The organism is Actinomadura geliboluensis, from assembly GCF_043197915.1.
GTDB lineage: Bacteria > Actinomycetota > Actinomycetes > Streptosporangiales > Streptosporangiaceae > Spirillospora > Spirillospora geliboluensis.
The window spans coordinates 258,232-284,912 of sequence record NZ_JBICUA010000005.1; the positions used below are offsets into that span (position 1 = coordinate 258,232).

27 protein-coding genes are annotated in these 26,681 nt (G+C 71.7%); 15 read left to right on the forward strand and 12 right to left on the reverse strand.

All coding sequences use genetic code 11. The features are described from left to right. Window positions 1-3 precede the first annotated feature (3 nt). Complete coding sequence (locus tag ACGFI1_RS18745) at window positions 4-1,713, forward strand: branched-chain amino acid ABC transporter ATP-binding protein/permease (RefSeq protein WP_392786626.1); 1,710 nt, start codon at window positions 4-6, stop codon at window positions 1,711-1,713. A gap of 10 nt (window positions 1,714-1,723) precedes the next feature. Further along, window positions 1,724-2,428, forward strand: coding sequence for an ABC transporter ATP-binding protein (locus ACGFI1_RS18750; protein ID WP_392786628.1), 705 nt, complete (start codon window positions 1,724-1,726; stop codon window positions 2,426-2,428). A 27-nt stretch (window positions 2,429-2,455) separates the two neighbouring features. Here ACGFI1_RS18750 and ACGFI1_RS18755 read toward each other — a convergent pair whose 3' ends face one another. Further along, on the reverse strand, window positions 2,456-3,076 hold the full coding sequence (locus tag ACGFI1_RS18755) for a hypothetical protein (protein WP_392786629.1): 621 nt from the start codon (window positions 3,074-3,076) through the stop codon (window positions 2,456-2,458). Window positions 3,077-3,601: 525 nt separating this feature from the next. On the opposite strand from ACGFI1_RS18755, the gene ACGFI1_RS18760 reads away from it, so the two are divergent. Beyond that, a complete protein-coding gene (locus ACGFI1_RS18760) occupies window positions 3,602-3,976 on the forward strand; it encodes a type II toxin-antitoxin system RelE/ParE family toxin (RefSeq protein WP_392786630.1) in 375 nt (124 codons plus the stop codon). Beyond that, window positions 3,973-4,323: a helix-turn-helix domain-containing protein gene (locus tag ACGFI1_RS18765; RefSeq protein WP_138642108.1), complete on the forward strand. Its 351-nt coding sequence runs from the start codon at window positions 3,973-3,975 to the stop codon at window positions 4,321-4,323. The genes ACGFI1_RS18760 and ACGFI1_RS18765 overlap by 4 nt, the downstream gene beginning before the upstream one ends. A gap of 260 nt (window positions 4,324-4,583) precedes the next feature. Here ACGFI1_RS18765 and ACGFI1_RS18770 read toward each other — a convergent pair whose 3' ends face one another. Then, complete coding sequence (locus ACGFI1_RS18770; RefSeq protein ID WP_392786631.1) at window positions 4,584-4,910, reverse strand: DUF397 domain-containing protein; 327 nt, start codon at window positions 4,908-4,910, stop codon at window positions 4,584-4,586. Then, window positions 4,907-5,557: a DUF5753 domain-containing protein gene (locus ACGFI1_RS18775; RefSeq protein ID WP_392786633.1), complete on the reverse strand. Its 651-nt coding sequence runs from the start codon at window positions 5,555-5,557 to the stop codon at window positions 4,907-4,909. Before ACGFI1_RS18775 ends, ACGFI1_RS18770 begins: the two co-directional genes overlap by 4 nt. 213 nt (window positions 5,558-5,770) lie before the next feature. Between ACGFI1_RS18775 and ACGFI1_RS18780 the strand changes: the two genes are divergently transcribed. Together ACGFI1_RS18780 and ACGFI1_RS18785 are read left to right on the forward strand one after the other, a co-directional pair. Continuing rightward, window positions 5,771-6,052 carry a hypothetical protein gene (locus tag ACGFI1_RS18780; RefSeq protein ID WP_392786635.1) on the forward strand — a complete coding sequence of 94 codons (282 nt, stop codon included), beginning with the start codon at window positions 5,771-5,773 and terminating at the stop codon, window positions 6,050-6,052. Between the two features lie 92 nt (window positions 6,053-6,144). Then, entirely contained in the window at window positions 6,145-6,417 is a 273-nt protein-coding gene (locus ACGFI1_RS18785; protein ID WP_392786637.1) for a hypothetical protein, read from the forward strand. A 3-nt stretch (window positions 6,418-6,420) separates the two neighbouring features. Here the strand turns inward: ACGFI1_RS18785 and ACGFI1_RS18790 are convergent, their stop codons facing one another. From ACGFI1_RS18790 to ACGFI1_RS18815, 6 genes are read right to left on the reverse strand one after another with little or no spacing between them, the layout of a single operon-like run. Continuing rightward, on the reverse strand, window positions 6,421-7,263 hold the full coding sequence (locus tag ACGFI1_RS18790; RefSeq protein ID WP_392786639.1) for a fumarylacetoacetate hydrolase family protein: 843 nt from the start codon (window positions 7,261-7,263) through the stop codon (window positions 6,421-6,423). Then, window positions 7,263-8,114 (reverse strand): alpha/beta fold hydrolase, encoded by an 852-nt coding sequence (locus ACGFI1_RS18795; RefSeq protein ID WP_392786641.1) that lies wholly within the window; start codon window positions 8,112-8,114, stop codon window positions 7,263-7,265. The genes ACGFI1_RS18790 and ACGFI1_RS18795 overlap by 1 nt, the downstream gene beginning before the upstream one ends. Next, complete coding sequence (locus ACGFI1_RS18800) at window positions 8,111-9,286, reverse strand: acyl-CoA dehydrogenase family protein (RefSeq protein ID WP_392786643.1); 1,176 nt, start codon at window positions 9,284-9,286, stop codon at window positions 8,111-8,113. Before ACGFI1_RS18800 ends, ACGFI1_RS18795 begins: the two co-directional genes overlap by 4 nt. A 27-nt stretch (window positions 9,287-9,313) precedes the next feature. Next, a complete protein-coding gene (locus ACGFI1_RS18805; RefSeq protein WP_392786644.1) occupies window positions 9,314-10,159 on the reverse strand; it encodes an alpha/beta fold hydrolase in 846 nt (281 codons plus the stop codon). Beyond that, complete coding sequence (locus ACGFI1_RS18810) at window positions 10,156-11,073, reverse strand: VOC family protein (RefSeq protein ID WP_392786646.1); 918 nt, start codon at window positions 11,071-11,073, stop codon at window positions 10,156-10,158. The genes ACGFI1_RS18805 and ACGFI1_RS18810 overlap by 4 nt, the downstream gene beginning before the upstream one ends. Beyond that, the gene (locus ACGFI1_RS18815) at window positions 11,070-12,242 is read right to left on the reverse strand and encodes a hypothetical protein (protein WP_392786648.1); all 1,173 of its coding nucleotides are present in this window, start codon (window positions 12,240-12,242) and stop codon (window positions 11,070-11,072) included. The genes ACGFI1_RS18810 and ACGFI1_RS18815 overlap by 4 nt, the downstream gene beginning before the upstream one ends. Before the next feature lie 206 nt (window positions 12,243-12,448). Here ACGFI1_RS18815 and ACGFI1_RS18820 point away from each other — a divergent pair, with 206 nt between their 5' ends. The 7 genes from ACGFI1_RS18820 to ACGFI1_RS18850 are packed head-to-tail and all read left to right on the forward strand — an operon-like array spanning window position 12,449 to window position 19,814. Continuing rightward, window positions 12,449-13,432 carry an isocitrate lyase/PEP mutase family protein gene (locus tag ACGFI1_RS18820; RefSeq protein WP_392786650.1) on the forward strand — a complete coding sequence of 328 codons (984 nt, stop codon included), beginning with the start codon at window positions 12,449-12,451 and terminating at the stop codon, window positions 13,430-13,432. Beyond that, entirely contained in the window at window positions 13,429-14,838 is a 1,410-nt protein-coding gene (locus tag ACGFI1_RS18825; protein ID WP_392786652.1) for an FAD-dependent oxidoreductase, read from the forward strand. The genes ACGFI1_RS18820 and ACGFI1_RS18825 overlap by 4 nt, the downstream gene beginning before the upstream one ends. Further along, the gene (locus ACGFI1_RS18830; RefSeq protein ID WP_392786654.1) at window positions 14,832-15,605 is read left to right on the forward strand and encodes an SDR family NAD(P)-dependent oxidoreductase; all 774 of its coding nucleotides are present in this window, start codon (window positions 14,832-14,834) and stop codon (window positions 15,603-15,605) included. Before ACGFI1_RS18825 ends, ACGFI1_RS18830 begins: the two co-directional genes overlap by 7 nt. Before the next feature lie 24 nt (window positions 15,606-15,629). Further along, window positions 15,630-16,217: a cysteine hydrolase family protein gene (locus tag ACGFI1_RS18835; RefSeq protein ID WP_392786656.1), complete on the forward strand. Its 588-nt coding sequence runs from the start codon at window positions 15,630-15,632 to the stop codon at window positions 16,215-16,217. Window positions 16,218-16,228: 11 nt separating this feature from the next. Further along, window positions 16,229-17,686, forward strand: a complete 1,458-nt coding sequence (locus tag ACGFI1_RS18840) for an FAD-dependent oxidoreductase (protein ID WP_392786658.1) — start codon at window positions 16,229-16,231, stop codon at window positions 17,684-17,686. Window positions 17,687-17,688: 2 nt separating this feature from the next. Then, window positions 17,689-18,492 (forward strand): aspartate/glutamate racemase family protein, encoded by an 804-nt coding sequence (locus ACGFI1_RS18845; protein ID WP_392786660.1) that lies wholly within the window; start codon window positions 17,689-17,691, stop codon window positions 18,490-18,492. Then, window positions 18,489-19,814 carry an FAD-dependent oxidoreductase gene (locus ACGFI1_RS18850; RefSeq protein WP_392786662.1) on the forward strand — a complete coding sequence of 442 codons (1,326 nt, stop codon included), beginning with the start codon at window positions 18,489-18,491 and terminating at the stop codon, window positions 19,812-19,814. The genes ACGFI1_RS18845 and ACGFI1_RS18850 overlap by 4 nt, the downstream gene beginning before the upstream one ends. On the opposite strand, the gene ACGFI1_RS18855 is transcribed toward ACGFI1_RS18850, so the two are convergent. Then, complete coding sequence (locus ACGFI1_RS18855; protein ID WP_392786664.1) at window positions 19,802-21,940, reverse strand: peptidoglycan recognition protein family protein; 2,139 nt, start codon at window positions 21,938-21,940, stop codon at window positions 19,802-19,804. The two genes, ACGFI1_RS18850 and ACGFI1_RS18855, sit on opposite strands and share 13 nt — an antisense overlap. Before the next feature lie 226 nt (window positions 21,941-22,166). Beyond that, the gene (locus ACGFI1_RS18860) at window positions 22,167-23,408 is read right to left on the reverse strand and encodes an oxygenase MpaB family protein (RefSeq protein ID WP_386870504.1); all 1,242 of its coding nucleotides are present in this window, start codon (window positions 23,406-23,408) and stop codon (window positions 22,167-22,169) included. Window positions 23,409-23,604: 196 nt separating this feature from the next. Between ACGFI1_RS18860 and ACGFI1_RS18865 the strand changes: the two genes are divergently transcribed. Further along, window positions 23,605-24,273 carry a TetR/AcrR family transcriptional regulator gene (locus tag ACGFI1_RS18865; protein WP_138636336.1) on the forward strand — a complete coding sequence of 223 codons (669 nt, stop codon included), beginning with the start codon at window positions 23,605-23,607 and terminating at the stop codon, window positions 24,271-24,273. A 9-nt stretch (window positions 24,274-24,282) separates the two neighbouring features. On the opposite strand, the gene ACGFI1_RS18870 is transcribed toward ACGFI1_RS18865, so the two are convergent. Then, on the reverse strand, window positions 24,283-25,668 hold the full coding sequence (locus ACGFI1_RS18870) for a B12-binding domain-containing radical SAM protein (RefSeq protein ID WP_392786666.1): 1,386 nt from the start codon (window positions 25,666-25,668) through the stop codon (window positions 24,283-24,285). 188 nt (window positions 25,669-25,856) lie between these two features. Between ACGFI1_RS18870 and ACGFI1_RS18875 the strand changes: the two genes are divergently transcribed. Next, complete coding sequence (locus ACGFI1_RS18875) at window positions 25,857-26,615, forward strand: DUF6928 family protein (RefSeq protein ID WP_392786668.1); 759 nt, start codon at window positions 25,857-25,859, stop codon at window positions 26,613-26,615. Window positions 26,616-26,681 lie beyond the last annotated feature (66 nt).

A 26,681-nucleotide genomic window follows, 5' to 3' on the forward strand; every position in this document is an offset into this window, starting at 1 on the left:
GCCATGTGGATCAACTATTTGGACCAGGCGCTGCTGCTCGCGGCGCTCGCCGTCAGCGTCAACCTGCTCGTCGGCTACGCCGGGCAGGTGTCGGTCGCGCACGCCGCGTTCGCGGGCGTCGGCGGCTACACCGTCTGCTTCCTCGCGGGCGAGCACGGCTGGCCCTACCTCGCCTCGCTCGCCGTCGCCGTGCTGGTCGCGACCGCGTTCGGCGTGCTGATCGGGGTGATCGCGCTCGGTCTCGCCGAGGAGTTCCTCATCCTGATGACGCTGGCGTTCTCGCTCGGCATCATCGGCGTCTTCGCCACCTTCGACGCGCTCGGCGGCGCCATGGGCATCACCGGCGTCGAGGGGCTGCGGCTGTTCGGCCTGGAACTGGACGGGCCGTCCGACTGGCTGGTCCCGTCGGCGGTGGTCCTGGTCCTGGTCTTCGCCGTCTGCCGCCGCCTCGGCGAGTCGCCGTACGGCCGGGTGCTCAAGGGCATCCGGGAGGACGCGGTGGCGACCCGGGCGCTCGGCAAGAACACCTTCGGCTACAAGATCGGCATCTTCGCGGTCACCAGCGGGCTGACCGGGCTGATCGGCGGCTTCTACTCTGGCTGGCTCGGCCAGGCGACCCCGTCGGCGTTCGGCTTCCCGCTCGCCATGGCGGTCTTCGCGATGGTGATCGTCGGCGGCAACGCCAACCTGGCCGGCTCGGTCGTGGCGGGCGTCGCGCTCACGATGATCGAGCCGGTGCTGCGCGAGGTCCTCGGGGTGGAGAGCACGCAGGCGGCGCTGCTCCAGGTGGTGCTGTACGGGGCGCTGCTGGTGCTCGTCATGATCGTCCGGCCGCAGGGGCTGTTCCCGGAGCGCTCCCGGCACGCCGCCGTGCCCGCCGCCGGGGCCGCTGCGCGCGCGGAGGTGTCGCCGCGTCCCGAGCGGTCGGCCGACCGCACCCCCTACGCCGACGCCGAGGTGGTGCTGCGGGCGGAGGGCCTGTCCAAGCGCTTCGGCGGCATCACCGCCGCCAAGGACATCGGCCTGGAGCTGCGGCGCGGCACGATCACGGCGCTCGTCGGCCCGAACGGCGCCGGCAAGACGACCGCGTTCAACCTGCTCACCGGCACCGTCGTCCCGGACACCGGGTCGGTGACGCTGAACGGCGCGGAGCTGGTCGGGATGCGCCCGGACCGCGTCGTCCGCGCCGGGCTGGCCCGCACCTTCCAGGACGTCCGGCTGCTCGGCCGGCTCACCTGCCTGGAGAACGTCATGCTCGCCGTCCCCGGGCAGCCGGGGGAGCGGGCCGCGCGGCTGTTCGTCCCCGGCCGCGGCGTCTCCCGCGCGGACCGCGAGGTCTCCGCGCAGGCGATGCAGTGGCTCGACTTCGTAGGCATGGCCGACCAGGCCGCGACGCCCGCCGACGCCCTGTCCTACGGCCAGTCGAAGCTGGTCTCCCTGGCCCGAGCCTTGGCCACGAAGGCTGACGTCCTCCTACTGGACGAACCGGCGTCCGGCGTCGACGCGACCTGGGTGGACACCATGCTCACGATGGTCGCCGCCGTCCGCGACGAGGGCCGCACCGTCTGCCTGGTCGAGCACAACCTCGACGTGGTGCGCGAACTCTCCGACCACACCTACTTCATGGAGCTCGGCGAGATCACCGCGTCGGGCACGCTCGCCGAGCTGACCGGCTCGGCCCGCCTCGCCGAGGCGTACTTCGGCGCCCAGTGAGGGAGGACGCATGACTCTGCTCGATGTGAGCGGCCTGGTGGCGGGCTACGGCCGCAAGGAGGTGCTCCACGGCGTCGGCCTCCGTGTCGACGCGGGCGAGATCGTGACCCTGATGGGCCACAACGGCGCGGGGAAGACGACCACGATCCGAGCCGTGCTCGGGGCGGTCCGCCCGCGCGCCGGAACGATCCAGATCGCGGGCCGCGACACCGCGCGCCGCCCGGTGCGCGCCGCCGTGGCGGCGGGCGCGGCGATGATCCCCTCGGAGCGGTTCGTCTTCCCCGACCTGTCCGTACACGACAACCTGCTGCTGGGCGCCGCCAACGCCCCGTCCGGCACCGGCACCGCCGAGCGGCTCGCGACCGTGAAGGAGCTGTTCCCGATCCTGGACGAGCGCGCGAAGCAGCCTGCGGGCTCGATGTCGGGCGGGCAGCAGCGCATGGTCAGCCTGGGCATGGCGCTCATGGCCCGCCCCAAGCTGCTCCTCCTGGACGAGCCGTCCCTCGGCCTGGCCCCGTCCGTCGTGGAGACCATCTTCGGACGGCTCCGCGCCTTGGCCGACGACGAGGGCCTGGGCATCCTGCTGCTGGAGCAGAACGTCAAGCAGGCCCTCCAAATCGCCGACCGCACCTACGTCATGCGCTCCGGCCAGATCATCCTGGAGGAGACCGCAGACCAGATGCGCCAACGCACCGACTTCTGGGACCTCTTCTAACGCCGCGCCCGGCGGCCCGGCCGGTGGTCAGTCCGTCGGAGCCGGCAGGAGGTCGGCATGCCTGACGGTGTAGTTGCCCTTGGTGACGGGCGCGAAGGCCGCGGGGCCCATGCAGGTGCCGACCTTGCCCTCCTCCCAGCCGCCCTGCCCGTTCTCGACGCCGTTGACCACCGACCAGGAGAACCCCATGCGGTCATGCCTGCCGCCGGGACCGCCGTCGTGGACGCTGAAGCCGAGCCGCTTGCCGATCTGGTCCTTGATCGGCTCGTCGGCCTTCGTGACGACCGCGGTGAGGGTGGCGTTGCCGGGGCTGGTCAGCAGGCAGTCGACCCTGGCCTCCGACCGGACGGTCCAGCCCTCGGTCGGAGAGTGGTGGGAGATCTTCACGGTCCCGCGGGCGTCGGTGGGCAGCCCGCCGGGGGCACCCGGCACGGGCTTCGAATAGGGGACGGCGCGGGCGTCGAAGGTGAAGGTCCGGATGTCCTGGTCGGGCCAGTACGTGAGGCGGATCTGCGCGGCCCCGGACACGCGCGCGGCCGCGGCCTCCGGTGCTGCCGGGGAGGTCGCCTCCGCCGCGACCGGTGCGGCCGTGACGAGGGCGGCGGCCCCGATCACGGCGGCGATCTTGAGCATCCTGGGCATGGGCATGGAGAGACTCCGTTCGGTCGGCGGACGGGCCCGAGCGGCACGGCCGATCCCCATGCTCCGATCGGGCACCACCCGCCGAGATCCCCCTCACGGGCCGATCCCTTCCCCCGGAGGTACGACCCGGCGGGCGAAGCCGGCGACCCGGCCAGATCATCCTGGAAGAGACCGCAGACCAGATGCGCCAACGCCCCGACTTCTGTGACCTCTTCTGACAAGGCGCGAGCGCTCGCCCGCTTGGGGACGAGGGCTCGCCCACAACACGGGGGGACGGTCACTCGGCTTCTCAGTCTCTCTCGCCGCCGCCTGAACCCGGACACGCAGAAGCAGACCCTGATCCAGCCACCGGCCAGGGCCCCGCTCCCGCCAGCGTCCATCGTTAGTTTCCGGTCAGCATGGGGGATGGCCTGCTTGTACCAAGCCGATCAGTCAACGGACTCATCTCGGTCGGCTGGCAGGACGGCCCATCGTCGAACTCAATCCGCGTGGTCGGCCAGGTCTTGAGGGGCACACTCGTTATAACATGAGATGCATGGGGTTGTTCGAGATCCAGACGAGGCGGAAGTCGTCGACTGGCTCGTGTCGCTCACGCCCGTTCAGCTGGCGCGGGTGGACGCCGTGTGCGGCTTGCTCGCGATGGAAGGCACCGGCCTCGGCATGCCCCTGTCCCGACCTCTCGGCGACCGCGTGTGGGAGCTGCGGATCAATCTCCACCCCAAGGACATCCGGATCACCTACTGGTTCCCCGGGCACGACCGGATCGTGCTGTTGACGGTGTTCCGCAAGACCCGCGACGCCGAGCACGCTCAGGTGACACGGGCCAAACAAGCGCAGAAGGTCTGCGAAGCCGAACACGACACCGACCAGATCATCAGCATCATCGAGACCCCGGAGGGGCCATGAGCAGCCAGCGGACCAGCCCGCACGTTCTTCTCGCGGATCATCCTGGCCTGGCCGCCAAGCGAGACACCGACGAGTACCGGCTCGCCCACGAGGAGGCGCACCTGGCGCTCGCCCTCGGCCGCGCCATCTATGCCCGGCGCACCGAGCTGGGCATGTCCCAAACCGAACTGGCCCGCCGCGCCGGGATGCGTCAGCCCGCCGTATCCCGCATCGAATCCGGCGGTGGAGGCGTTCCGACCCTGGCCGTTCTCAACCGGCTCGGACACGCCCTCGGCTTGCGATTCCGGGTCATCGTCGGGGAAGGCGACGCCGGCGCGGCGGAGACCGAACTACTCGCCACCGCATGAGGACCCGGCACCTGTTGCTCGGCCAGCACACCGGCCCGCTTGGCCGGGCAAGCGGGCCGGATGCGGCGCGTGCAGAGCCAGCCGCTTCGCTGCCAGCCTTGCGGGGTCACGCACGTGCTGGTGTACGGAGAATAACCAGTCTCCACACTTTCAGGTGATTGGCACCTGCCCCGGATCGATCAGCAGGCCACGGGCATGCTCCAGCAGACGAGCACTCGCCCGCTTCGGGACGAGTGCTCGCGCATAACACTGGGGGAAGGTCAGGCCAGGTCGTGCTCCCCGCGCTTCACCCGGTCGGCGAACCTGCGCCAGTCGGCGACGTCGAACACCAGATGGGGAGCCTCGGGGGCCTTGGAATCACGCACACCGACCTTGGCAGTGAGCTGCGCGACCTCCACACAGTCACTATGACCGGACGTGCCACTCCGGCTGGACTTGCGCCAGAGCTGCGCGACCTCCACGCAGTCACTCTGACCGGACGAACTTCCACTGTGGCTGGACTTGCGCCAGAGCTGCGCGACCTCCACGCAGTTCTGCTTTGCGGGGTCGCTTCCGCTGTAGCTGGCCTTACGCCAGACGGGAGTCACTTGAGCCCCTCCATAACTCGCTGGATCAGCTCGATCGAGGCCTCGACCGGCAACGCTCGATCGCTGATGCGGTCGAACCGCAGCCTGAACGAGCGGACCTCTTCCGGGTCCATGGCCAGTCTTCCACCCCCGCAAGCCTCGGTATAGGCGGCGACGGTGTTGCCCACGGTCATGATCTTGAAGGAGCCATCTCGGCCTATGTGCGCGCCCACACTCCTGGGGACGACCCGAAATGTGATGTTCGGATGCCGCGCCCGCTCCAGGATCGCGGCGAGTTGTGCACGCATGATTCCAGGACCGCCGACCGGCTGATCGATGACACCCTCGTCGAGGAACACTCGCATGATGGGGCAGGTTCTCCGACCGAACACCTCCTGGCGCTTCATCCGTTGGGCGATGTGGGTGTCGACGTCGAGCAGTCCTGCGGCCTCGAACATGGCTCGGGCGTAGTCCTCCGTTTGGAACAGGCCCGGTACCCAGGACAGTTCCCAGATCCTCAGTTCCGAGGAGCGCAACTCCATCTCGGCGTGGGCTTTGAACCATTCGGTGTCGTGTCCGGTAACGGCGAATCCCACCAGAAAGGTGAACAAACCGCCCGTGTCCCACTCTCGGTCGAGGATCTTCGCGTGCTTGAGTTGGAGCTTCATCCCGCCGGATTCAAGGCGCGAAACACTCGACCTATCAAGATCGAGAAGTTCCCCCAACTTTGATCCGGACATTTTGCGCTCTTCGCGGTGTCTCCGCAGCTGAACCGCTATGAGGTCCCATAGCGAACCGGCTGGATCGAGCGAGTCTCGGGCACTCACCGTCCACTCCCCGTTGTTGTTTTTCCTGGACGAACGTAGCGAAGATAACTCGCCTTGTTCATTCTTGTCCTGGGAAAACGCAACGAAGTGGAGGCGATCATGAATGGGCGACACGATCTTGAGGGTCAACAACTTGATCGTCTTCGCAATGAATTCACGGGGCACCGGATCTGGCGGGCGGTGCGCTGGGACGGGCGGCTGGGTGACTGGGTGGCCAGCCTGCACGACCCGTCCGCCGGGATCGACCCGACGGTGATCTGCTCGGACGCCGCCGCGCTTCGCAAGGCATTGCGCGTTGAGGCCGAGCGGGCCGCCGCGCGCAAGGGACTCCGGTGATGGAACGGCCGCACCACGACGCGGGCCGGCCACCGGAGGGGACCGCGACCCCCGGCGCGGTCCCGTGGGGGGAGGTGAGAGCGGCGCGTCCGGTGAGCGTCCCCCCGGGCGCACCGGCCGCGCCGCTCCACCGCTCGCCCCACCAGTCGGCCGACACCGTGCGGCCGTCCACCATCGCGAACATCGAGGAGCACTTCCCCGGCGTCCACTGTTGGTGGGGTCTCCACACACGCCGGTGGTGGGCCTACGTGCCGACCCCGCCGGTGGGCCACCTGCTGGAAGCGGCCACCACGGACGCCCTCATCGCCCAGATCGCGGAGAGAGTGGAGGGACGGCCAAGAGCCGCTCTTCGGCAGTGGCTCTGAGAGTCAGCGGAAGGTGTGTTGCATCTCGCCGATGCCGTCCACCCAGGTGCGCAGTGTCTCTCCGGATCGCAGGAAGCGCTGGGGGGTGCGGCCGAGGCCGACGCCGTCGGGGGTGCCGGTGAAGATGACGTCGCCGGGGCGGAGGGTGAGCACCTCCGACAGCTTCGCGATCGTGCGGGGGATCGAGAAGATCAGCTTGGACGTGCGGCCGTCCTGCACCGTCTCGCCGTCGATCGAGCAGCCGAGCGCGAGGTCGTCGCGGTTCGGGATCTCGTCGAGGGTGACGAGCCAGGGGCCGATCGGCGCGAAGCCCGGGTAGGACTTGGCGAACCCGAACTGCGGGGCCTCGCCGGTGAACTGCAGGATCCGCTCGGAGAGGTCCTGGCCGACCGTGAGGCCGGCGACGTGGTCCCAGGCCCGGTCGGCGGAGACCCGGTGGGCCGGGCGGCCGATGACCGCGACGACCTCGACCTCCCAGTCGGTGTGGCCGCCGTCCGGCAGGCCGATCTCGCCGTAGGGGCCGGTGATGGACGACGCGAACTTCGTGAAGACCGGCGGCAGGTCTGTCGGCGGCTCGAAGCCGGTCTCGGCGGCGTGGTCGGCGTAGTTCAGCCCGATCGCGATCACTTGGGACGGTGCGGGCGACGGGGAGCCGAGCAGGATGCGGTCGAGGTCGACGTCCGGTGCCGGGGTGGCGGTCGCCGCCCAGGCCGTGAAGTCGTCCCAGCGGTCGTAGATGCTCTGCGGGTCGGGGCCGAAGCGTCCGGCGGACGCGGTCGCGATGTCTGCGGCCTTGTCGTCGGAGACGACTAGCACGGCCCGGCCCGCGTGGTTGGCGATGCGCATCAGATGTCTCCGCCGATCAGCCCGAGCAGGAGCTTCTCGAAGGTCTCGGGATGCTCGATCTGCGTCCAGTGGCCGCACCGGCCGATGACGTACAGGTCGGCGTTGGGGAGCTTGTCGGCAAAGTACTTGCTCGCGTCCACCGGGATGATCCGGTCGTCGCGCCCGTGCACGCACAGCACGTCGTGGGTGATGCCCGCGAGGTCCTCGGGTGTGAAGAAGCGGCGCGTCCCGTTCGGGTCGAACGACGCCTCGTGGGAGCGGCGGACGTCCTCGCGGGTCACGTACGCCATCCGCTCCGCCACGACGCGGTCGATGGTGCCGCGCATGGGCTCCAGGTCGTACACGAACTCGGTGAGCAGCCCCTTGAGGGACTCCGCGCTCGGGCTCGCGTAGAACTCGCGGAGGTGCTTGAGGCCGGGGCTGACCGGCATGTCCGGCGCGCCGCCGCTGCCCATCAGCAGGATCTTGCCGACGAGCGCGGGCCGGGCCAGCGTCATCAGGAGGGCGAGCTGCCCGCCCATGGAGTTGCCGACCAGGTGCACCTTCTCCAGGCCCAGTTCGTCCACCAGCGCCAGCAGCGCCTCGGCGCGCAGGTCGTTGAACGGGCCCATGCCGCGCGGCGCGTCGAGCGGGTGCGAGGAGTCGCCGAAGCCGATCTGGTCGGGGGCGAGGCACCAGAACCGGTCGCCGAGGTCGGCGATGATCCGCTCCCAGTTGGACAGCCCGGTCGCGCCTGGCCCGGAGCCGTGCAGGAACAGCACGGCCTCGGGCCCGCGCTCGCCAGTCTCGTGCAGCCGGAACGTCAGCTCCCCGCCCCGAACCTTGACGGCGACGTCAGAAGAGGTGATCACAGGTGGACCGCCGCGAGCTTCTCGGCGCCGAGGTGGCGGCCGCCCCACGCCTTGGCGAGCGGGTCGTCGAACAGGAACGCGTGGCTGCCGGCGGCGACCGCGTCCTGGAACTTCTTCTGCAGCGGGTGGTCGAGGAACGCGGAGCGGCCCGACGAGACCCGCATCAGCGCCTGGACGGTGTCGAGCGCCGCGTTCGCCGACCGGGCGACGTCCCACCGCCAGAACGCGCGCTGCTCCAGCGACGGCACCTCGGCGCGCTCGGCGGCCTCCATCAGCTCGGACGCGGTCCGCTTCACCTTCAGGACGGCGGCGTCGAGCTGCCAGGCGGCCTCGGCGAGGTGGTTCTGCACGACGGGCTCCTCGCGGAGCAGTTGGCCGTAGTTGGTGCGGCGGCCCCGCGTCTCGGTGACCCACTGGTCGTAGAAGCCGAGGCAGGCGCCGAGCGCCCCCGCCGCGATGATCAGGTTGAAGGTCACCGCCCACGGCGTCCGGTACAGCGGGGCGTCGTTGCGCTCCTGGCCGGGCAGCGGGATGCCGAGGCCGTGCGTGTAGTAGACGTGCGACTGGCCGCGGTGCTCGGGGACGAAGACGCCGTCCACCACGATGTCGTCGGAGCCGGTGCCGCGCAGCCCCGCGACGTTCCAGGTCTCCTCGATGCGGTAGTCGCCCTCGTCGAGGATGACGGAGACGAAGTCGGGGTACTCGGTCCCGTTCACCTCGCGGGTCCCGGCGATGCCGCCGAGGATGACGCCAGAGCAGATGCCGCTGCCGGAGGAGAAGCTCCAGCGGCCCGACACCCGGTACCCGCCCGGCACCTTCTCGATCTTGCCGGTTGGGGTGTAGGACGAGGCGATCCGCCGCGCCGGGTCGGCGCCCCAGACCTCCTCCTGCGTCTCCTCGGGGAACAGGGCGATCTGCCACGGGTGGACGCCGACGACGGAGGCGACCCAGCCGGCGGACGCCGACGCCCGGCCGATCTCGATCACCGTCTCGGCGTACTCGGCGAGGTGGGCCTCGCCGCCGCCCCAGCGGGCGGGCTGGAGCGCGCGCAGCACCCCGATCCCGTCGAGCGCCGCGACGGCCTCGGGGGTGAGGCGGCGCTGCTCGGCGCTCGGCGCGTCCGCGGCGGCGAGCGCGTCCGCGGCGGCCCGCGCCTTCTCGATCATGCTCATAGTGGTGTTCCGTCCTGGGGTGTCATGTTAGAGACCGGCGCCGACGAAGGTCCGCACGATCGCCTGGAAGCGCGCGGCCTGCTCGATCTGGGTCCAGTGGCCGCACTTGTCGATGACGTAGAGGTCCGCCTGGGGCAGGTGGTCGGCCAGGTAGTAGCTGCACTCGATCGGCACGATGACGTCCTGGCGGCCGTGCACCACCAGCGTCGGCTTGTCGATCTTCGCGAGGTCCTCGGGCGCGAAGGCGAGCATCTCCGGGCCGAACATGGCCCGGTGCCCCGCCTCGATCCAGGGCCGCCGCACCATCGGCATCCGCTCGGCGGCGACCTTCTCGACCGTGTCGCCGAACGCGCTCTTGTCGTGGACGAACTGGATCAGCAGGTCCGCCATCGCCTCGACGGTCGGGTCGTCGAAGTAGGTGATCAGCTTGATCAGCTCGGGGGTCGGCTCCAGGCCCGGCATGCCGCCGGAGCCCATCAGCACGAGCCCGGAGACCAGGTCGGGCCGGAGCTGGGCGATGCGCAGCGAGTACATGCCGCCCATCGAGTTGCCGACGAGCACGACCTTCTCCAGGCCGAGTGCGTCCACGAGCTGGAACAGCGCGTCGATGCGGACCTCGGCCTGCGCCGTGAAGCCCTGCGGCTGCGGGTCCGGGTAGCTGGAGTCGCCGAAGCCGAGGATGTCGGGCGCGATGCAGTGGTAGGTGTCGCCGAGCCCCTCGATGACCTCCCGCCAGTTCGACGCGGCGGTCACGCCCGGCCCGGAGCCGTGCAGGAACAGCAGCGCGGGCGCGCCCGGCGTGCCGGTCTGGTTGACGCGCAGGTGCCGGCCGCCGCCGATCGCGACGTCCTCGACGCGGATCGCGGCGGTCATTCGCCCTCCCCTTCGACCATGCGGAAGATCCCGGGCGGGCCGTCCAGGTAGGCCTGGGAGCGGTGGTGGCCCCAGATGGACGGCAGGTCGTGGTTGCCCGCGACCCAGGTGAGGTCGTCCACGGTGATGCCGCCGTGCCCGTACTCGATCTGCATCGAGGACGGCGTCTGCACGTAGATGGACGTCATCAGGTCGTTGGTGTGCCGCCCGAGCGACAGCAGGATCTCCCGCTCCGGGTCGGCGGTGAACAGGTCGATCGCGGTGCCGAGGTCGTCGAACGACTCGACCTCCAGCATCAGGTGGTTGATGCCGGTCATGCCGGGGATCTCGGCGACCGCGAGGGAGTGGTGGCGGCCGTTGCAGTGGTAGAAGCGCAGGTTGAAGATGTCGCTCTTCACCCGGTCCGACAGCCGGAAGCCGAGCGTGTCGGCGTAGAACGCGTTCGCCTTCGCCAGGTCGGGGACGATCAGCACGATGTGCCCGAGGCCGAGGTCGCCGGTGACGAACCGGCCGCGCATGGGGCGTCCGGGGAAGAACGAGTTGGGCTGGGAGAACTGGCCCCACACCAGCTCGTGCCGGTTGCCGAACGGGTCGGTGAACCAGTACAGCTCGGCGACCTGCCGCTCCTCGACCTCGTCGGCGCCGCCGTCGTGCACATCGACGCCCTTGCCGCGCAGCTCGGCGACGTACGCGCGCAGGTCGGTCTCGTTGCCGCAGTCCCACCCGGCGTAGCGGAACTCGTCCTGCTCCGCGGGGTGGACGGCGATGCGGTAGCCCTTGTCGTCGACCTTGACGCGGACGGCGCCGTCCGGGCCGTCCTCGGCGACGACCGCGCCGAGCAGCCGGGTGGCGTAGTCCCGCCACTCCTCCGCCTTCGGCGACGCGATCCCCAGGTAGGCGAGTTGCGAAATCACAGCATGACCTCCGGTGCGGACGAGTCGAGGAGGGCGGCGCCGTAGTACTGGCCGACGCCGTCGGAGACGAGGAACGCGTGGCCGAGTTCGGCGATGACGTCCTGGTAGAGGCGGTGCAGCGGGTGGTCGACGAAGACCGTGCGGCCGGAGGCGACCCGCATCAGCTTGTTGATCGCGAAGCCGGTCTCCTGGCAGCCCTTGGTGATGTTCCAGCGCAGCCGGGCCCGCTGCCGCTTCTCCAGGAACACGCCGGCCTCGGCGGCCTCGGTGATCGTGTCGATCGCGTCGTACATCTTCATGACGGCCGCGTCGTGCACCCATTCGGCCTCGGCCAGGTGCATCTGCATCAGCGGGTCGTCGGCGTAGGTGCCGCCCCAGTTCGCCTTGCGGACGGCGGTGTCGGACGTCCAGTCGTCCAGGACGCGGCGGGCGAGGCCGAGCATAGGCGCGACGAGGACGAGGTTGAACATGACCGCCCACGGCACCTTGTAGAGCGCGGAGGGGTTGGTCTCCATGCCGGGCGCGGGACGGTCGGGGTTGTACTCGTAGAGCGGGCTGGACAGGAAGCGCCGCGCGGGGATGAAGGCGTCGGCGACGATGTCCTTGCTGCCGGTGCCGCGCGAGCCGCCGACGTGCCAGGTGTCCTCGATGGCGTACTGGTCGCGGTGCAGCAGCGCGGACCCGTAGTTCGGCACCTCGACGCCGGGCGCGACCTCGACCTTCCCGGCGAACCCGCCGAGGATGACGCCCTGCGCGTGGTCGCAGCCGGAGGAGAACGACCAGCGGCCGGAGACGCGGTAGCCGCCGTCGACCGGCTCGATCTTGCCGGTGGGGGCGTAGGACGAGGAGGCGTTCCAGTCGGGGTCGGACTCCCAGACCTCGGCCTGCGTCTCCTCGGGGAAGAGGGCGATCTGCCACGGGTGCGAGCCCATGACGCCGGCGACCCAGCCCGCCGAGGGCGCGATCCGGCCGAGCTCGTAGACGCTCGTGAGGTGCTCGCGGAGGGACAGTTCGGCGCCGCCCCAGCGCTTGGGCTGGAGGCCGCGCATGAGGCCGGTCTCCTGCATGTGCGTGAAGGCGCGGCCGGTCAGCGAACGCTGCGCGGCCGACAGGTCCTCCTCGGCGCGAAACTCCGGCTCCAGCCGGCGGACCTCGTCCAGGACGGTCATCGGCGTCAGTTCCTTCGGTAGGGGAGAGCGCGGGGGGATGGCGTGACCCGCATCTCTGTAACACTCACTACATGGAACCGTAGAACGCTTACTCCAGGGAAGGCAAGTGTCCCGGCGTAGATCTCCAGGTCTGGGCTGGGTTGCGTTCTCCGGGTGACTGGTGTCACGGTTAAGCTCTGTAGTAATCACTACATGGAGGAGTTCCCGTGCCGCACACCCCGCCCTGGGAGCCGGGCCTGCTGTCGTCGCTGACCGGTGTCGGGCCCGGCCCGACCGCGCGCGGCAAGCGGGCCGCGCTGCGCGCCGCGCTGGCCGCCGCCGCGCCCGCCGCGCCGGGTGCGGCGATCGAGCCGCTGGTGCTGCCCGGCGCGACCGACGCGCTCGGCGCCCGGCTCATCGAGGAGGCCGGATTCGCCGCCGTCTACGCGACCGGCGCCGGGCTCGCCAACGCCGGGTACGGGCTCCCCGACATCGGGCTCGTCTCGCAGGCCGAGGTCGCCGACCACGCCGGACGGCTCGCGGAGGCCGTCCGCGTCCCGCTGATCTGCGACGCCGACACCGGCTACGGCGGGCCGCTGTCGGCGATGCGCACCGTCCGGCTGCTGGAGCGCGCCGGGGTCGCGGGCGTCCAGCTGGAGGACCAGGAGATGCCCAAGCGGTGCGGCCACTTCGACGCGCACACGCTGATCCCGTCCGGGCACATGCAGACCAAGATCGCGGCGGCGTGCGAGGCGCGGGAGGACGGCGGGCTCGTCATCATCGCCCGGACGGACGCCCGCTCCGCGTACGGCATCGACGAGGCGATCGAGCGGGGCCGCGCCTACGCCGAGGCGGGCGCGGACGCGCTGTTCGTCGAGGCGCCCCGGACGGTCGAGGAGCTGGAGCTGGTCGGCCGCGAGCTGGCCGGGGTCCCGCTGCTCGTCAACGTCGTGGAGGGCGGCAAGACCCCGCAGCTGGACGTGGCCGAGTACGCCCGCCTGGGCTTCGGCGTCGTGCTGTTCGCCAACTACCTGATGCGCTCGATGCACCTCGCGGGCCGGGAGGCGCTCGCGCACCTGCGGGAACACGGCGAGACCGCGTCCCGGGCCGACCGGATGGCCACCTGGTCGCAGCGGCAGGAGCTGTTCAACCTGCCGGCGTTCAGCGCCGCCGAGAGCGCGCTCGACCGGGAGTACGGGAGCTTCGAGTGAGCGCCCTTCCCGGCCTGCCGGTCGAGACCGGTGCGCCGCCCGAGCGAGTGGGCGTTCTCGTCCTCGGCGCGGGCCTCACCGGGTGCGCCGCGCTGCTGGCCGCCGCCGAGGCCGGGCAGTACGCGCTGCTGCTGGAGAAGACCGGCGACATCGGCGGCTCCACGGTGAAGTCCGCTGGCCTGTCCGCCTTCGCCGGGACGGACGAGCAGGCCGAGCAGGGCATCGCCGACTCCGTCGACCTCCTCCGCAAGGACCTCCTCGACGTCGGCAGGCACCGCAACGACCCGGCGCTCGTGGACCTGTACTGCGAGCACCAACTGGAGACGTACCGGTGGCTGAAGGGGCACGGCGTCCGGTACGGCGAGATCCATGCCGCGTCGGGGCAGTCGGTGCCGCGCAGCCACCCGTCCGACACCACCCGGATGCTGGAGCGGCTGCTCAAGGCGGCCGGTGAGCTGGGCGCGCGGATCATGCTCGACACTCCGGCCGACCGGCTGCTGCACGACGGCTCCCAGGTGACCGGCGTCCGGCTCGCCGGGGGCCGGGAGATCCTGGCGGACGCGGTCGTCCTCGCCACCGGCGGCTTCTCGATGAACCCGGACCTGCTCGCCACGTTCGCGCCGCAGATGGAGCACGCGCTGAGGCAGGGCGGCGCGGGCAACCAGGGCGACGGCCTGAAGATGGCGATGGCGCTCGGCGCCGGGGTGCGCGACACCCCGTACATCAAGGGCACCTACGGGCATTTCCACGTCGAGCATCCGGACGAGGACGGCACGGGCATCCTCGCGGTCTACAAGGGCGCCATCGCCGTCAACCGCGAGGGCCGCCGGTTCGTGGACGAGTCGCGCAACTACAAGGAGATCGGCGACGCCGCGCTCGCCCAGCCCGGCGTGACGACCTGGCAGGTGTTCGACGCCCGGACGATGGCGCTCGCCAACGACGAGGTGCCGATCTACGAGTTCGCGGGCCGCGAGCGCGCCGGGATGCTGCTCACGGCCGGCACGATCGCCGGGCTGGAGGCCGAGATCGGCCTCCCCGAGGGGTCGTTGCAGCGGACCGTCGCCGAGTACAACGCGGCGATCGAGTCCGGCGGACCCGACCCGTTCGGCCGGGCCCACCTGTCGGGCGGGGTCGGCGCGCCGACGCCCCTCGACCGGCCGCCGTTCTACGCGCACCCGTCCGGGACGGTCGTCCTCGCGACGTACTGCGGGCTGACCATCGACACCCGCATGCGGGTCCTCGACTGGTGGGGCGAGCCGATCGAGCGCCTCTACGCGGCGGGCGAGATCACCGGCGGCTTCCACGGTGCCGGCTACATGACCGGCACCTCCATCGGCAAGGCGGGCGTGTTCGGCCGGATCGCCGGCCGCGCCGCCGCGAGCGAGGAGAGTGAGATCGAGTGGTGACACCGTCCTTCGACCTGACCGGCCAGGTCGCCCTGGTGGTCGGTGCCGCCGCCGGCGGCCTCGGGGAGCGCGCGGCGCGGGCGCTCGCGGACGCGGGCGCGACGGTCGCCGTCGCCGACCTCGCGTCGCGGGCCGGCGACCTCGCCGAGACGGCACGGGCCTGCGGCGCCGCGAGCACGCACGAGGTGGACGTCACCGACGAGGCGTCCGTCGCCGCCCTCGTCGACGCCGTCACCGGCGGGCACGGCGGGCTCGACGTCGTGGTGAACGCGGCGGGCGTCATGCTGCGCAAGCCCTACGACGAGACGTCGGTCGAGGAGTTCGAGCGGGTCGTCCGGGTCAACCTCACCGGCACCTGGCTGGTCGGACGCGAGGCCGGCAAGGCCCTCACCCGGCAGGGGCGCGGCGGACGCATCGTCAACCTCACGACCGTCTATGCCGAACGCGTCGGGCCCGTCCCGGAGTCGGCGTACTACTCGTCCAAGGCGGGGGTCGTGAACGTGACCCGGGCGCTGGCCGCCGAACTCGGCCCGCACGGCGTCAACGTCAACTGCCTCGCCCCCGGCGTCTTCTACCCCACCCAGATGACGGCCCCGCTCGGCGACGACCCGGACCGGCTCCGCTGGTTCGGCGAGCGCACGATGCTCGGCCGCCTCGGCGACCCCGCCACCGACTTCGCCGGACCCCTGCTCCTGCTCGCGAGCCCCGCCGCCGCGTACATGACCGGCCAGGTCGTGTACGTCGACGGCGGCTGGTCCGCCTGGTAGCCCGAAACCCTCTAAGGAGACCCGATGACCGCCGCCAAGAAGGCCCTGCTCATGCTCGACTACCAGGTCGCGCTGTGCGAGGAGGGGCCGCACCTGCGGATGCCGCCGCTGGCCGCGCAGATCGCCGAGCGCGGCGTGCTCGCGACCGCCGAGCGCGTGCTGGCCGCCGCCCGCGCCGCCGGGACGCTCGTCGTCCACGTGCGGCTCGCGTTCGACCCGTCCTACAGGCTGCGCACCAACCGGCTCCCGCGCTTCGACCCCTACGAGGAGCAGCGCGCGATGCTCGCCGGCTCGCCGGAGGCGCAGATCGTCAAGGCGCTCGCGCCGGTCGCGGGGGAGCCCGTGGTCGACAAGGGCTGCGTGGACCCGTTCGTCGGGACGGCCCTGCGCGACGTCCTCGCCGCCGAAGGGGTCGCCGAGGTCGTCCTCGGCGGCGTCGCGACGAACCTGGTCGTGGAGTCGGCGGCGCGGCACGCCTCCGACTCCGGCCTCCAGGTGACGGTCGTCGAGGACATGTGCGCCTCGTTCCGCCCCGACTTCCACGAGTTCTCCGTGACGAACATGCTGCCGCTGTTCGGCACCGTGACCACCTCCGCCGAGCTGCGGTTCTGAAGGGACGCGGCATGACCGAACCAACCCACCGGTACGACGTCGTCGTGGTCGGCGGCGGCGTCGCCGGGCTGTCGGCCGCCGTCGCGGCGGCCGAGGCCGGCGCCCGCGTCGCCGTCCTCGAACGCTCCACGGAGGCCGAGACCGGCGGCAACACCCGCCACACCGAGGCGTTCCTGCGCATGAAGTCGCCGGACGAGGTCGCCGACGGCTTCGAGGACGCCCTCGTGGACGACTTCATGGGCCACCCGGACCCGTCCATCGTCAACGACGCGGCGCTCCCGGCGCGGCGGCAGAGCCCGCTCTACCGCGCCACCCACACCGTCGACCCCGACTACGTCGCGACGCTCGCGGAGCAGGCGCCGCCGACGCTGCGCTGGATGTCCGGGCACGGCGTCCGGTTCGACTTCATGCCGACGCCGTTCCTCACGCAGTCGACCACCCGGATGGCACCGGTCGGCGGTGGCCTCGCGATCGTGGAGACGATGGGCAGGGCGGCGCGCGACCTCGGCGTGGAGTTCCACTTCGAGACCACGGCCCGCCGGCTCGTCTCCGCCGGGGACGGTATCGGCGGCGTGTTCGCGCACACCCCGTCCGGCCCGGCCGTGTTCGCGGGGGCGGTCGTCCTCGCCAGCGGCGGCTACCAGGGCAACTTCGAGCTGATGGCCCGCTACCACGGCGAGCGGGCGCTGACCTGCCGCCCGGTCGCCAAGGGCGGCAACTACAACAAGGGCGAGGGGCTGGAGATGGCGCTGGCGCTCGGCGCCGCCACCGCCGGGAACTTCGCGCTGTTCCACGCCGAGCCCGTCGACCCGCGCAGCGGCGAGCCGGAGGCGGCGGTCTTCTGCTTCCCCTACGGCGTGCTGGTCAACCGGGAGGGGCGGCGGTTCGCGGACGAGGCGCGCGGCACCGTCGACGCCTGGTACGAGCGGACGACCCGCGCCATCCAGGCCCAGACCGAGGGGATCGCCTGGGTGATCCTGGACCAGCGCGGGCTGGCCGTCCCGAACCTGATGGCGGGCGTCCGCACCGACGTCGCGCCCGTCACCGCCGACACGATCGGGGAGCTGGCGCGGCGGTTGGAGCTGCCGGTCGCGGAGCTGGAGGCGACCATCGCCGCCTACAACGCGGCCTGCTCGCCCTCGGACGGGTTCGACCACACCCGCCCGGACGGCCTCGCGACGGACGGGCTCACTCCGCCGAAGTCGAACTGGGCGCGGCCCATCGCGGACGGGCCGTTCGCCGCCTACCCGATCATGGCGGCGAACGTGTTCAGCTTCGGCGGGCTCAAGACCACGTCCGCCGCCGAGGTCGTCGACCGCGATGGCCGTCCCATGCCCGGCCTGTACGCGGCGGGGGAGCTGACCGGCCTGTACTACTCCAACTACACCGGCTCCACGTCCGTGCTGCGCGGCGCGACGTTCGGCCGGATCGCGGGCACCAACGCCGCGGCCCGCGCGGCAGGGGCGTGACCATGCGGATCTGGCACCAGTCGTTCACGGTCCTGGACGACGTCCCGCACTACCGGGACGCGCTGGCCCGCCACCTGCGGTCGCAGGCGGCACCCGGCACCGAGATCGACTTCCACGGGATGAAGCCGGGCACCTACCCGTCCGACTATCCGGGGACGCACATCGGCTACGCCTACCTCGCCGGGCTGCACCGGGAGCAGTTCGCGCACGCGGCGCTCCGCGCGCAGGACGAGGGCTACGACGCGTTCCTCATCGCGACGATCCCCGACACCGCGTACGAGGAGGTCCGGACGCTGGTCGACATCCCGGTCATCGCATTCGGGCAGACGTCGGTGCTGATGGCGGGCGCGCTCGGCGACCGGGTCGGGATCGTCAACTTCATCGGCGCCCTCGAACCGCAGCTGCGCCGCAACATGCGCAACTACCGGCTGGATCAGCTCGTCGGCCCGATCGTGCAGGTCGAGGCGGAGTTCACCGACGTGATGGCCGCGTACGCCGACCCGGAGCCGCTGCTGGACGCGTTCACCCGGGCCGCGCGCAAGGCGGTCGCGGACGGCGCGAACGTCATCGTCCCCGGCGAGGGGCCGCTCAACGTGTTCCTCGCCGACCAGGGCCTCTCGCGGGTGGACGACGTGCCGGTGCTCGACTCGCTCGGCACGTGCGTGCGCGTCGCGGAGCTGCGCGCCGCGCAGTTCCGCGCGACGGGGCTCGCCCCGGCCCGCACCGGGTTCTACGGGGCCCGGCCGCCGCGCCCGCTGGTCGACGCCGCGCGCGACTTCTACGGCACGAACGGGACGCTGGCGTGACCGGCTGGGACGCCGAGGTCGACGTCGCCATCGCGGGCGGCGGCGCCTGCGGTGTGATGACCGCGCTCCGCGCGGCGCGCGACCCCGGCCTGGTCGTCGCCGTGTTCGAGAAGTCGACCCGCGAAGGGTGCAACGCCGCGATCTCCTCGGGCTCCCTCGCGGCGGGCGGCACCCGCTGGCAGGCCGCCGCCGGCGTGGACGACTCGCCGGAGCGGCACGCCGCCGACATCCTGCGCGCGAGCGGCGACGAGGAGTGGCGCCCGGTCGTGGAGGCGCTGTGCGCGGCGGCGCCGGAGTTCGTGGAGTGGATCGCGGACACCGGCCACCCCGTCGAACTCGGCCTCGACATGCCGCGCGCCGGGATGACGGCCCGGCGGCTGCACACCGACACCGGGCGGCTGGGCGGCGGGCGGCTCATGCGCCACCTGCGCGGCCTCCTCGAAGGCCACGACAACGTCGCGTTCGTGGACGAGGCCCCCGTCGTCGACCTCGTGTCGGACGGCGGCGAGGTCACCGGCGTCGTCGTCTCGCAGAACGGGTCACTGCAACGCGTCCGGGCCGGAACCGTCGTCCTGGCCACAGACGGGTTCGCCGGGAACCAGGCCCTCGTCAAGGAGCACATGCCCCACCTCGGGACGCCCTTCTACGGCGGCGTCTCCACCTCGACCGGCGACGCGCTCGGCTGGGCGCGGCGGCTCGGCGCGCGGGTGCGGAACATGGGCGCCGGGCTGCGCTCCGGGCTCGTCGTCGTGGACCACGGCACGCGGGTGTCCCCGGCGCTGCCGTTCAACGGCGCGGTGCTGGTCAACCTCGACGGCGAGCGCTTCGTGGACGAGGAGTCCAAGGGCTACTCGTCCATGGCCGGGATCCTCCAGGGCCAGCCGGGCGAGCGCGCCGCGATGGTCTGGGACGCGACCGCGATGGCCGCCACCCGCGAGTCGGAGATGATGCGCGAATGCCTCGCCGCGGGGGCCGTCCACGACCGTCCCGCCATCGAGGACCTGGCGGCGTCGCTCGGCCGGACGGTCGAGGAGACCGAGCGCGCCCTGGCCCCGCTGCCGGGACGCCGCCGCCTCACCGCGCCCTACCACCTCGCCTGGGTCACCCACGGGCTGCTCGCCACCCAGGGCGGGCTCGTGATCGACCCGTCAGGGCGCGTCCTCGACGGCGCCGGCGCGCCGCTGCCCGGCCTGTACGCGGGCGGTGGAACCGCCTGCGGACTGGCCGGGCCGCACTCCGACGGCTACCTGTCAGGCAACGGGCTGCTGTCCGCCTTCGGCATGGGCTGGATCATCGGCAACGGGCTCGCTCAGCGGAGGTAGACCATGCCGTCGATCCCGACCGTCGGGCGCCCGGACGTGCCCGCGACGACGATCTTGATGGTGTGCTTGCCGCTGGTGCTCCAGCTGCGCGTCCACGTGAGCTGCCGGTAAAGGGTGGACGACGAGCGGGTGTCCACCGTCGCGACCTTGACGCCGTCCGCGTAGACGTACACGGCGCCGAGGTTGGACGCCCGCTTGAAGATCAGGCCCGCGGTGCGGCCGGTGAACGTCCAGCTCGCGCTGGCGCCCTTGGAGCTGCTGTAGAGGCCGCGCCCGCCCAGGTAGTACTTGGTGGTCGTGGTCTTCCAGGTGCCGGTGCGGCGCGCGGCGCCCTCGTTGTAGTAGCCGGTGTAGCGGCTGAGCGCGGCGGTGCCGGTGTTGCCCGCGGCGTCCCCGGCGGTCAGCGACCACGACTGCGTCGCCCCCGCCTTCGAGGTCGCGGCCCAGCTCGTCGTGGTCGTGGAGAACGTCTTCGCGGACGGCGACGTGGCCTTCAGCGAGCTGAGCAGCGCGTTGTCGGTGGCCTTCCAGGACAGCGTGACGGGGACCGCGGTGCCGTTGATCGTCGACTTGCGCAGCGCCAGCGCCATGGACGAGACGACCGGCCGGGTCGTGTCCGCGACGACCGTGAAGACGGGCGAGGCGGAGGCGGTGCCGTCGGTGAAGGCGGCGTGCAGCTGGACGCTGTGCGTGCCCGGCGCGAGCGTGACCGTCGCCGACGACGCCCCGGCGGCGGGCTTCGCCACCGTCGCCCCGTCCACGCTGACGGTGTAGGCGGCGCCTTCGGCCGGCGTCCAGTTCAGGGTGGCCGTGCTCTTGGTGTAGTAGCGGCCCCCGGCGGCCTTGGCGCCGGACACGGTGGCGGTCAGGGCCGGGACCGTGACCTGCTTCGCGGCCGTCCGGATCGCGGGGAGCTTGGCGTAGAGCTGCTCGCCGGGGCACGCGGTCGCGAACCCGTCGCGGTGACCGGAGATCGTGTTGAACTCGACCTTCTGCCCGAACGGGTACTTGCCGCCCGACCCGTCCGGGGCGGCCGAGGTCAGGATCGTCTTCGCGGTGGGGTCGACACCGGTCAGCCCGAGCTTCCACGCGGCGGTCTTGGCGACGCCGTCGAGGGCGGCCGCGGCCGGCGCGGTGCCGGGCGTGGTCGGGTCGTTGGCGGCGGTGTGGGTGCCGAGGACGGCGATCCCGGTGGTGTCGGTGTTGAACCCGTAGGTGTGGGCGCCGTGCACGGGACGCTCGACGCCCCCGGCCCGTCCCTCGAAGATCGTGCCGCACTTGTCGACCAGGAAGTTGTAGCCGATGTCGTCCCAGCCCTGGCTCTTCACGTGGTACAGGAACACCGACCGGATCACCGAGGCCGACTCGGCGCACGTGTAGTCGTTGCCCGTGTCGGTGTGGTGGACGAACACCGCCTTGACCGACGTGTCGTACGTCGGCGGGTTCCGGACGATGGACTCGTCCGCGCCCCACCCGGCGCGCGCCACGATCGCCGGCTTCGGCGCGGTGACGGGTGCGGCGGCGGGCGCGTTGAGGGGCGTGGTGGCCGCGACCAGCTTCATGCCCGTGCCCGCGTCCGGCCCGGCGGCTCGCGGCGTGGGCGCGCCCGGGGACTGCGCCGTCCGGGCGCCCGGGTCGACCAGGTCGACGCGCAGGCCCTCGGGGAGGGTGCGGCCCTGCCCGGCCACGCGCACCTCGACGCCGTTGGACGGCCCGACCCACAGCCCGTTCGTGCCGCCGCGCCCGTCCTGCCCCCGGTCGGGGGCGTCTGCGAGCTCCGGCTCCAGCACCTGCCAGCCCGACCACTTCCCGGTGGCGGCGTCGCGCGTGCGGACCCGGACCGTCCCGCGCAACTCCTCGCGCGGCCGGTCCCAGGTGACGCCGACGAGGCTGAACGGCTCCGTCGTCCCGGCGGGCAGCCCCGCCGTCTTCCCGCTGCGGGCGGTGGCGGCGCCGGCCATGTCCTGGAGGCCGCGCGCGTGGACGCGTCCGGCGCCCGGCCCCTTCGCCGCGGCCGCCGTCGCCGCGGTCGGCTCCGGGGTCGAGTTCGCGGTGACCGTCCAGGTCACCGTGCCGGCCACCGCCACGGCGGCCGCCGACGCGCCGATGATCGTCCGCTTGAGCATGCTTCTCCGTTCACGGCCGAGCCGGGGAGGTGAGGGTCGCGCCATGATCAGAGAGCGCTGCGACCGCGGTTAGTGTCACACATTTCTGAAGATTTCCTGAAAGCGGACACGCCGGAGGCTGAACGCGGGCACGTAGGAGGCCGGACGCGGACACGCCGGACGCGGACACGCCCGAGCCCCGGAATCGGCGGATTCCGGGGCCCGGGCGGGCACGCGCCGCGGGTGCTCAGTAGTTGGGGTTGTTGGTCGTGGGGATCTGGATGCTGATCGGGTAGTTGGCCCCGGACAGCACGAACAGCACCGCCTGGCGGATGATCTCGTCGAAGGCCCAGTAGACCTGCCGCAGCTCCTTGGGCGCGTCGGTCATGTCGAGGATGCCCTCGCGGACGGCCACGAACGGCGGCCAGAGGTTCTCGAAGATCGGGTCCCACAGCGGTTCCCGCGGGATCTTCAGCCAGCCGGCGATCTCGTCGCCGAGCACGTAGCGGGTGAGCGCGCCGAGGATCGGCTTCGACAGGATGCCGAGGTCGATGAACGACGCCAGGTTGAGCAGCATGTCGGCGAGCTTGATGCCCTCGGGCGTGGGCGCGAGGATCGGGTCGAGCACCTGCGCGGCCTGGGAGTTCGCCTCGTCCCACGACTCGGGGATGTACTCGTCCATGATCCCGAGCATGTGCGCGGTGAGCTGCCAGGAGTGCAGGAAGGCCGCGGACTCGTCGGCGGGGATCGGAACCTTCCACTTGGTCAGCTGCTTCATGACCGTGGTGGGCAGGCTGTGCCAGGTGACCATCATGTCCGCCTGGCTGATCGGGATCTCCTCGTCGGCGGCCTTGTTCCAGTACGCCGACTTCGGGAGCAGGTACCGGACGCCCGAGTGGGCCAGCCGGGTCTTCACGCAGGTCACGATCATCTCGCCGTCGGGCTCGAAGGCCCTCTCGGTGCCGACGTCGTAGCCGAGCTTGGCGGTCTTGGTGATGCGGTCGCGCATGTCCGCGCCGCCCTTGGAGTAGTAGACCGCGCGCGCCTCCCGCGGGATCGCCGTGCTCATCATCCCGCTGGCGAAGCCGTAGGTGACGCCGAGGTACAGCCCGCGCTTCTCGTTGAACTCGAACGCCTTCGCGAGCTTGCCCCGGTCTGTCCAGGACGGGAGCTGCCGGGCGCGCTCGATGAAGTCCTTCAGGTCGGCCGGCAGGCCCTTCGGCAGGTCCTGGCCGTTCTTGGTCCAGGTCTTCAGCAGCTTGTTGACCTCGGGAACCGCGCCCGCCTCCTGCAGGGAGGCGACCAGCTCATCGCTCTCGGGGTCCCATACCCACCGCGGGTCGGCGCCCTTGCCGGCGCCCGCGACCGATCCCTTCGGCGACCACGTCCACAGTGGCGCCGCCTGCGCGGGCGACGCGACGCTCAGCGCGCCGAGCGCGCCCAGCGTCCCGCCCGCCACCAACACATGGCGTCTGGTGGGAGTCTCCATGCCTTCGCTCCTCCTCGGGGTGAGAGCGCCGCGGGGATACGCTGAAACGCAAGTCGTCTCCGTGTATCATCGCGACAGCGCCAATGAGAACACACCTGTGTCGGTCGCCACAAGACCCACCGTGACGGAAGGCGGGGATTGCGGCAGAATCGGATCGTCTCTGGAGGAGATCGTGGATTCTGTGTTGTCCTCTCTCATGGCGTCCTCGGGCGAACATGAATCGCTGATCGAACGCGCGTACACCGATGCCGTGGAGCAGGTCGACGAGATGGACGCGACCCGCGCCCGGGTTCTCGACGCCGCCTACGAGCAGTTCTCGAGGATGGGCATCCAGCGGTCCACGATGGAGGACGTCGCCCGGCGGGCGGGCGTTTCCCGCATCACCGTCTACCGGCGGTTCGTGACGAAGGACGCGCTCGTCGAGCACGTCGTGCGGCGCGAGTTCCGCCGCTACTTCGACCAGTTCCTCATCGACATCCAGCAGGCCGAGACCGCGGCCGACCGGGTCGTGCTCGGGTTCGTCAGCTCGCTGCGCGCCATCCGCCGCAACCCGCTGATCGGCGGGCTGATCGCCACCGAGCCGGACCTCGTCGTCCCGTCCATGATCAGCGACGGCGGGCGGACGGTCGCCACCGTGCGGGAGTTCGTCGCGGGCCAGCTCCGCCGCGAGCAGCGCGCCGGCACCGTGGCCGACGGCCTGGACATCGACCACGTCGCCGAGATGATGGTCCGGATCTCCGCGTCCTTCCTGGCCATCCCGAGCCGCCTGGTCGACCTCGACGACGACGAGCAGCTCGCCGCCCTGGCCCGGCGGTTCCTCGTCCCGATGCTCGACCCGCCGCCGCGGCGGCTCGACGACCCCTAGGCCGCCGTCCTAGGCCGCCGTCCGGCGGGAGGGGCGCGTGCCGAACCCGGACAGCGTCGCCTCCAGCAGCGGCAGCGCGCGACCCGCCCGCTTCGCCCGGATGACGAGGTCCCAGACGGGCTCGAACTTCTTCCAGCCCGCCGCGTAGGCGGCGTGCCGGGCCTTGCCGCGCAGCGTCGGTTTCGTCGCGGCGCCGCGCACGATCGAGCCCCAGCGGTAGAAGTCGCGGTAGGCGCGCCAGTAGCCGTCCTCGAGTTCCCGCGCGGTCATCTTGGCGGGTTCGAAGACGACCGTCCGGGTGTCGTACCTGTCCCAGTCGGAATGGAGGAGCCGGCCCGCGGCCGACATGCGGTCGTAAAGGCGCGTCCCCGGATAAGGGGTCAGAATATGGAAGGTCGCCGTCTCGATTCCCTGCCCGACCGCCCATTCCACGGTGCGGTCGAAGACGGCGGGGTCGTCCTCGTCCATCCCGAACACGAAACTGCCGTTCACCATCACGCCGCAGTCGTGCAGCCGGCGGACGACCGCGCCGTAGTCGCGGTCGATGTTCTGCCATTTGCGCTGCTCGGTCAGGTTCCCGGCGTTGACGGTCTCGAAGCCGACGAACAGGCTGCGCAGCCCGGACTCGGCGGCCTTCTCCAGCAGCCCCGGGCGCAGCACCGCCTGCACCGTCCCGGCCGCCTGCCAGAGCCGCCCCATGCCGCGCATCCCGTCGAACAGCGCGGTCGCGAACCGGGCGTTGCCGAACAGGTGGTCGTCCAGGAAGTACAGGTGCCGGCCCGGCAGCCGGTCGATCTCCGCCAGCGCCGCGTCCACGGTCTGCGTGTAGAACGACTTGCCGCCCTCGAAGAACGCCTCCTTGTAGCAGAAGTCGCACACGTGCGGGCAGCCGCGCGACACCACGATCGAGTTCGGCACCAGATACCGCTCGCGGGCGATCAGGTCGCGGCGGACCGGCGGCAGCCCCGCGAGCGTCCGCTCGGACGAGGCGTACCGGGGCGCCGGGCGCCCGGCGCGGAAGTCGGCGAGGAACCGCGGCCAGGTGTCCTCGCCGGGGCCGAGGAAGACCGTGTCCGCGTGCCGGGCGGCCTCGTCCGGCAGCGAGGTGACGTGCAGCCCGCCGAGACAGACGTGCGCGCCCCGGGCGCGGTAGTGGTCGGCCAGCTCGTAGGCCCGCCGCGCCGAGGTGATGTAGACCTGGATCACCACGAGCTCGGGCTCGTCCGACAGGTCGACCTTCTGCACGTGCTCGTCGGTCACCGTCACCTCGTCGTCCGGGCCGAGGTAGCCGGCGAGCGTGGCGAGGCCGAGCGGCGGGAACAGCGAGTACTTGATCGGGCGGAAGAACGGCGAGGTCGCCTCGGTCAGGGCCGGCAGGATCATCTTCACGCGCATGCCTCATTGGACGCCGCCGCGCCGCCGCGGTGGCGGCGGACCTGTGCCGATCGTGTGGAGATGCCGTGTCGTGCGGAGATGCCGTGTCGTGTAAAGAGCCGCGGCGGGGAACTGTCGGCGGCCTCTCCTAGAGTCCCCGGCACGTGCGGGGGCGGGCGCCTCCGCTCCGCAGGCGGGTGAGGAGTGGCATGGGAGCGAAGACGGCGCTGCTGGGGTTCGCGGACGGCGACATACGGCCGGTGCTCGCGCGGGCGCGGCGCTCGGACCGGGCCGCCGCCGAGGACCTCGTCCGGCGCGTCCACCCCGGGTACGCGGTCGAGGCGTACGAGGACGGCACCCTCGACTACACCTACCCGCCCGACGACGTGACCTACGCCGCCGCGTTCCCCGGAGCCGACGTCGTCATCGACCGCAGGATCGCCGGCGACCACCCGTCCGCGCTGCCCGAGCACCTGCTCAAGCTCGGCGCGGGGCGCCGGATCGTCCTGCACGCGATGCACTCGGTCGTCGACTGGCTGGCGTTCGCGATCTGGGAGGACGGGAAGCTGGTGCGCTCGCTCAGCCTCTCCCCGGGCAGCGGCGTCCTGGAGAACATCGGCGAACCGCTGGACTTCGAACGGCCGTACTGGGCGGGCGAGCACCCCGTCGACCCCGACCCGGTCATGTCCGACGGCGAGCCGTACCCGCTGCCGTTCCACCCCCTGGAGATGGGCGAGGACGCCCTGCGCGCCCTGTTCGGCTTCATCATGGAAGGCCGGCCGGAGAGCACCGATCTGGAGCCGGAGGACGTCCACATGCACGGGTTCCGGGTGACCGACCCGACCGGCCGCGAGCAGGCCGAGCGGGAGGCCGTCTACGCCGAGGCGATCGCGAACATGGGCGAGCCCAGGATCTTCACGCTGGGCCCGGACGGGACGATGCAAGAGATCGGCTTCGACGACCTCTGACCGGTCACGCCGCCCCGGACGCCGGCCCGCCCCGGCTGGTCACCGCCTACGTTTCCGGGCCGTCCC

Coding starts and splice junctions, on each gene's coding strand:
- ACGFI1_RS18835 (WP_392786656.1), top strand. CDS start 15,630: ATGACCGCCGCCAAGAAGGCCCTGCTCATGCTCGACTACCAGGTCGCG.
- ACGFI1_RS18855 (WP_392786664.1), bottom strand. CDS start 21,940: ATGCTCAAGCGGACGATCATCGGCGCGTCGGCGGCCGCCGTGGCGGTG.
- ACGFI1_RS18870 (WP_392786666.1), bottom strand. CDS start 25,668: ATGCGCGTGAAGATGATCCTGCCGGCCCTGACCGAGGCGACCTCGCCG.
- ACGFI1_RS18775 (WP_392786633.1), bottom strand. CDS start 5,557: ATGAAGCTCCAACTCAAGCACGCGAAGATCCTCGACCGAGAGTGGGAC.
- ACGFI1_RS18755 (WP_392786629.1), bottom strand. CDS start 3,076: ATGCCCATGCCCAGGATGCTCAAGATCGCCGCCGTGATCGGGGCCGCC.
- ACGFI1_RS18860 (WP_386870504.1), bottom strand. CDS start 23,408: ATGGAGACTCCCACCAGACGCCATGTGTTGGTGGCGGGCGGGACGCTG.
- ACGFI1_RS18800 (WP_392786643.1), bottom strand. CDS start 9,286: ATGAGCATGATCGAGAAGGCGCGGGCCGCCGCGGACGCGCTCGCCGCC.
- ACGFI1_RS18765 (WP_138642108.1), top strand. CDS start 3,973: ATGAGCAGCCAGCGGACCAGCCCGCACGTTCTTCTCGCGGATCATCCT.
- ACGFI1_RS18790 (WP_392786639.1), bottom strand. CDS start 7,263: ATGCGCATCGCCAACCACGCGGGCCGGGCCGTGCTAGTCGTCTCCGAC.
- ACGFI1_RS18750 (WP_392786628.1), top strand. CDS start 1,724: ATGACTCTGCTCGATGTGAGCGGCCTGGTGGCGGGCTACGGCCGCAAG.
- ACGFI1_RS18805 (WP_392786644.1), bottom strand. CDS start 10,159: ATGACCGCCGCGATCCGCGTCGAGGACGTCGCGATCGGCGGCGGCCGG.
- ACGFI1_RS18815 (WP_392786648.1), bottom strand. CDS start 12,242: ATGACCGTCCTGGACGAGGTCCGCCGGCTGGAGCCGGAGTTTCGCGCC.
- ACGFI1_RS18840 (WP_392786658.1), top strand. CDS start 16,229: ATGACCGAACCAACCCACCGGTACGACGTCGTCGTGGTCGGCGGCGGC.
- ACGFI1_RS18875 (WP_392786668.1), top strand. CDS start 25,857: ATGGGAGCGAAGACGGCGCTGCTGGGGTTCGCGGACGGCGACATACGG.
- ACGFI1_RS18865 (WP_138636336.1), top strand. CDS start 23,605: ATGGCGTCCTCGGGCGAACATGAATCGCTGATCGAACGCGCGTACACC.
- ACGFI1_RS18845 (WP_392786660.1), top strand. CDS start 17,689: ATGCGGATCTGGCACCAGTCGTTCACGGTCCTGGACGACGTCCCGCAC.
- ACGFI1_RS18745 (WP_392786626.1), top strand. CDS start 4: ATGTGGATCAACTATTTGGACCAGGCGCTGCTGCTCGCGGCGCTCGCC.
- ACGFI1_RS18760 (WP_392786630.1), top strand. CDS start 3,602: ATGCATGGGGTTGTTCGAGATCCAGACGAGGCGGAAGTCGTCGACTGG.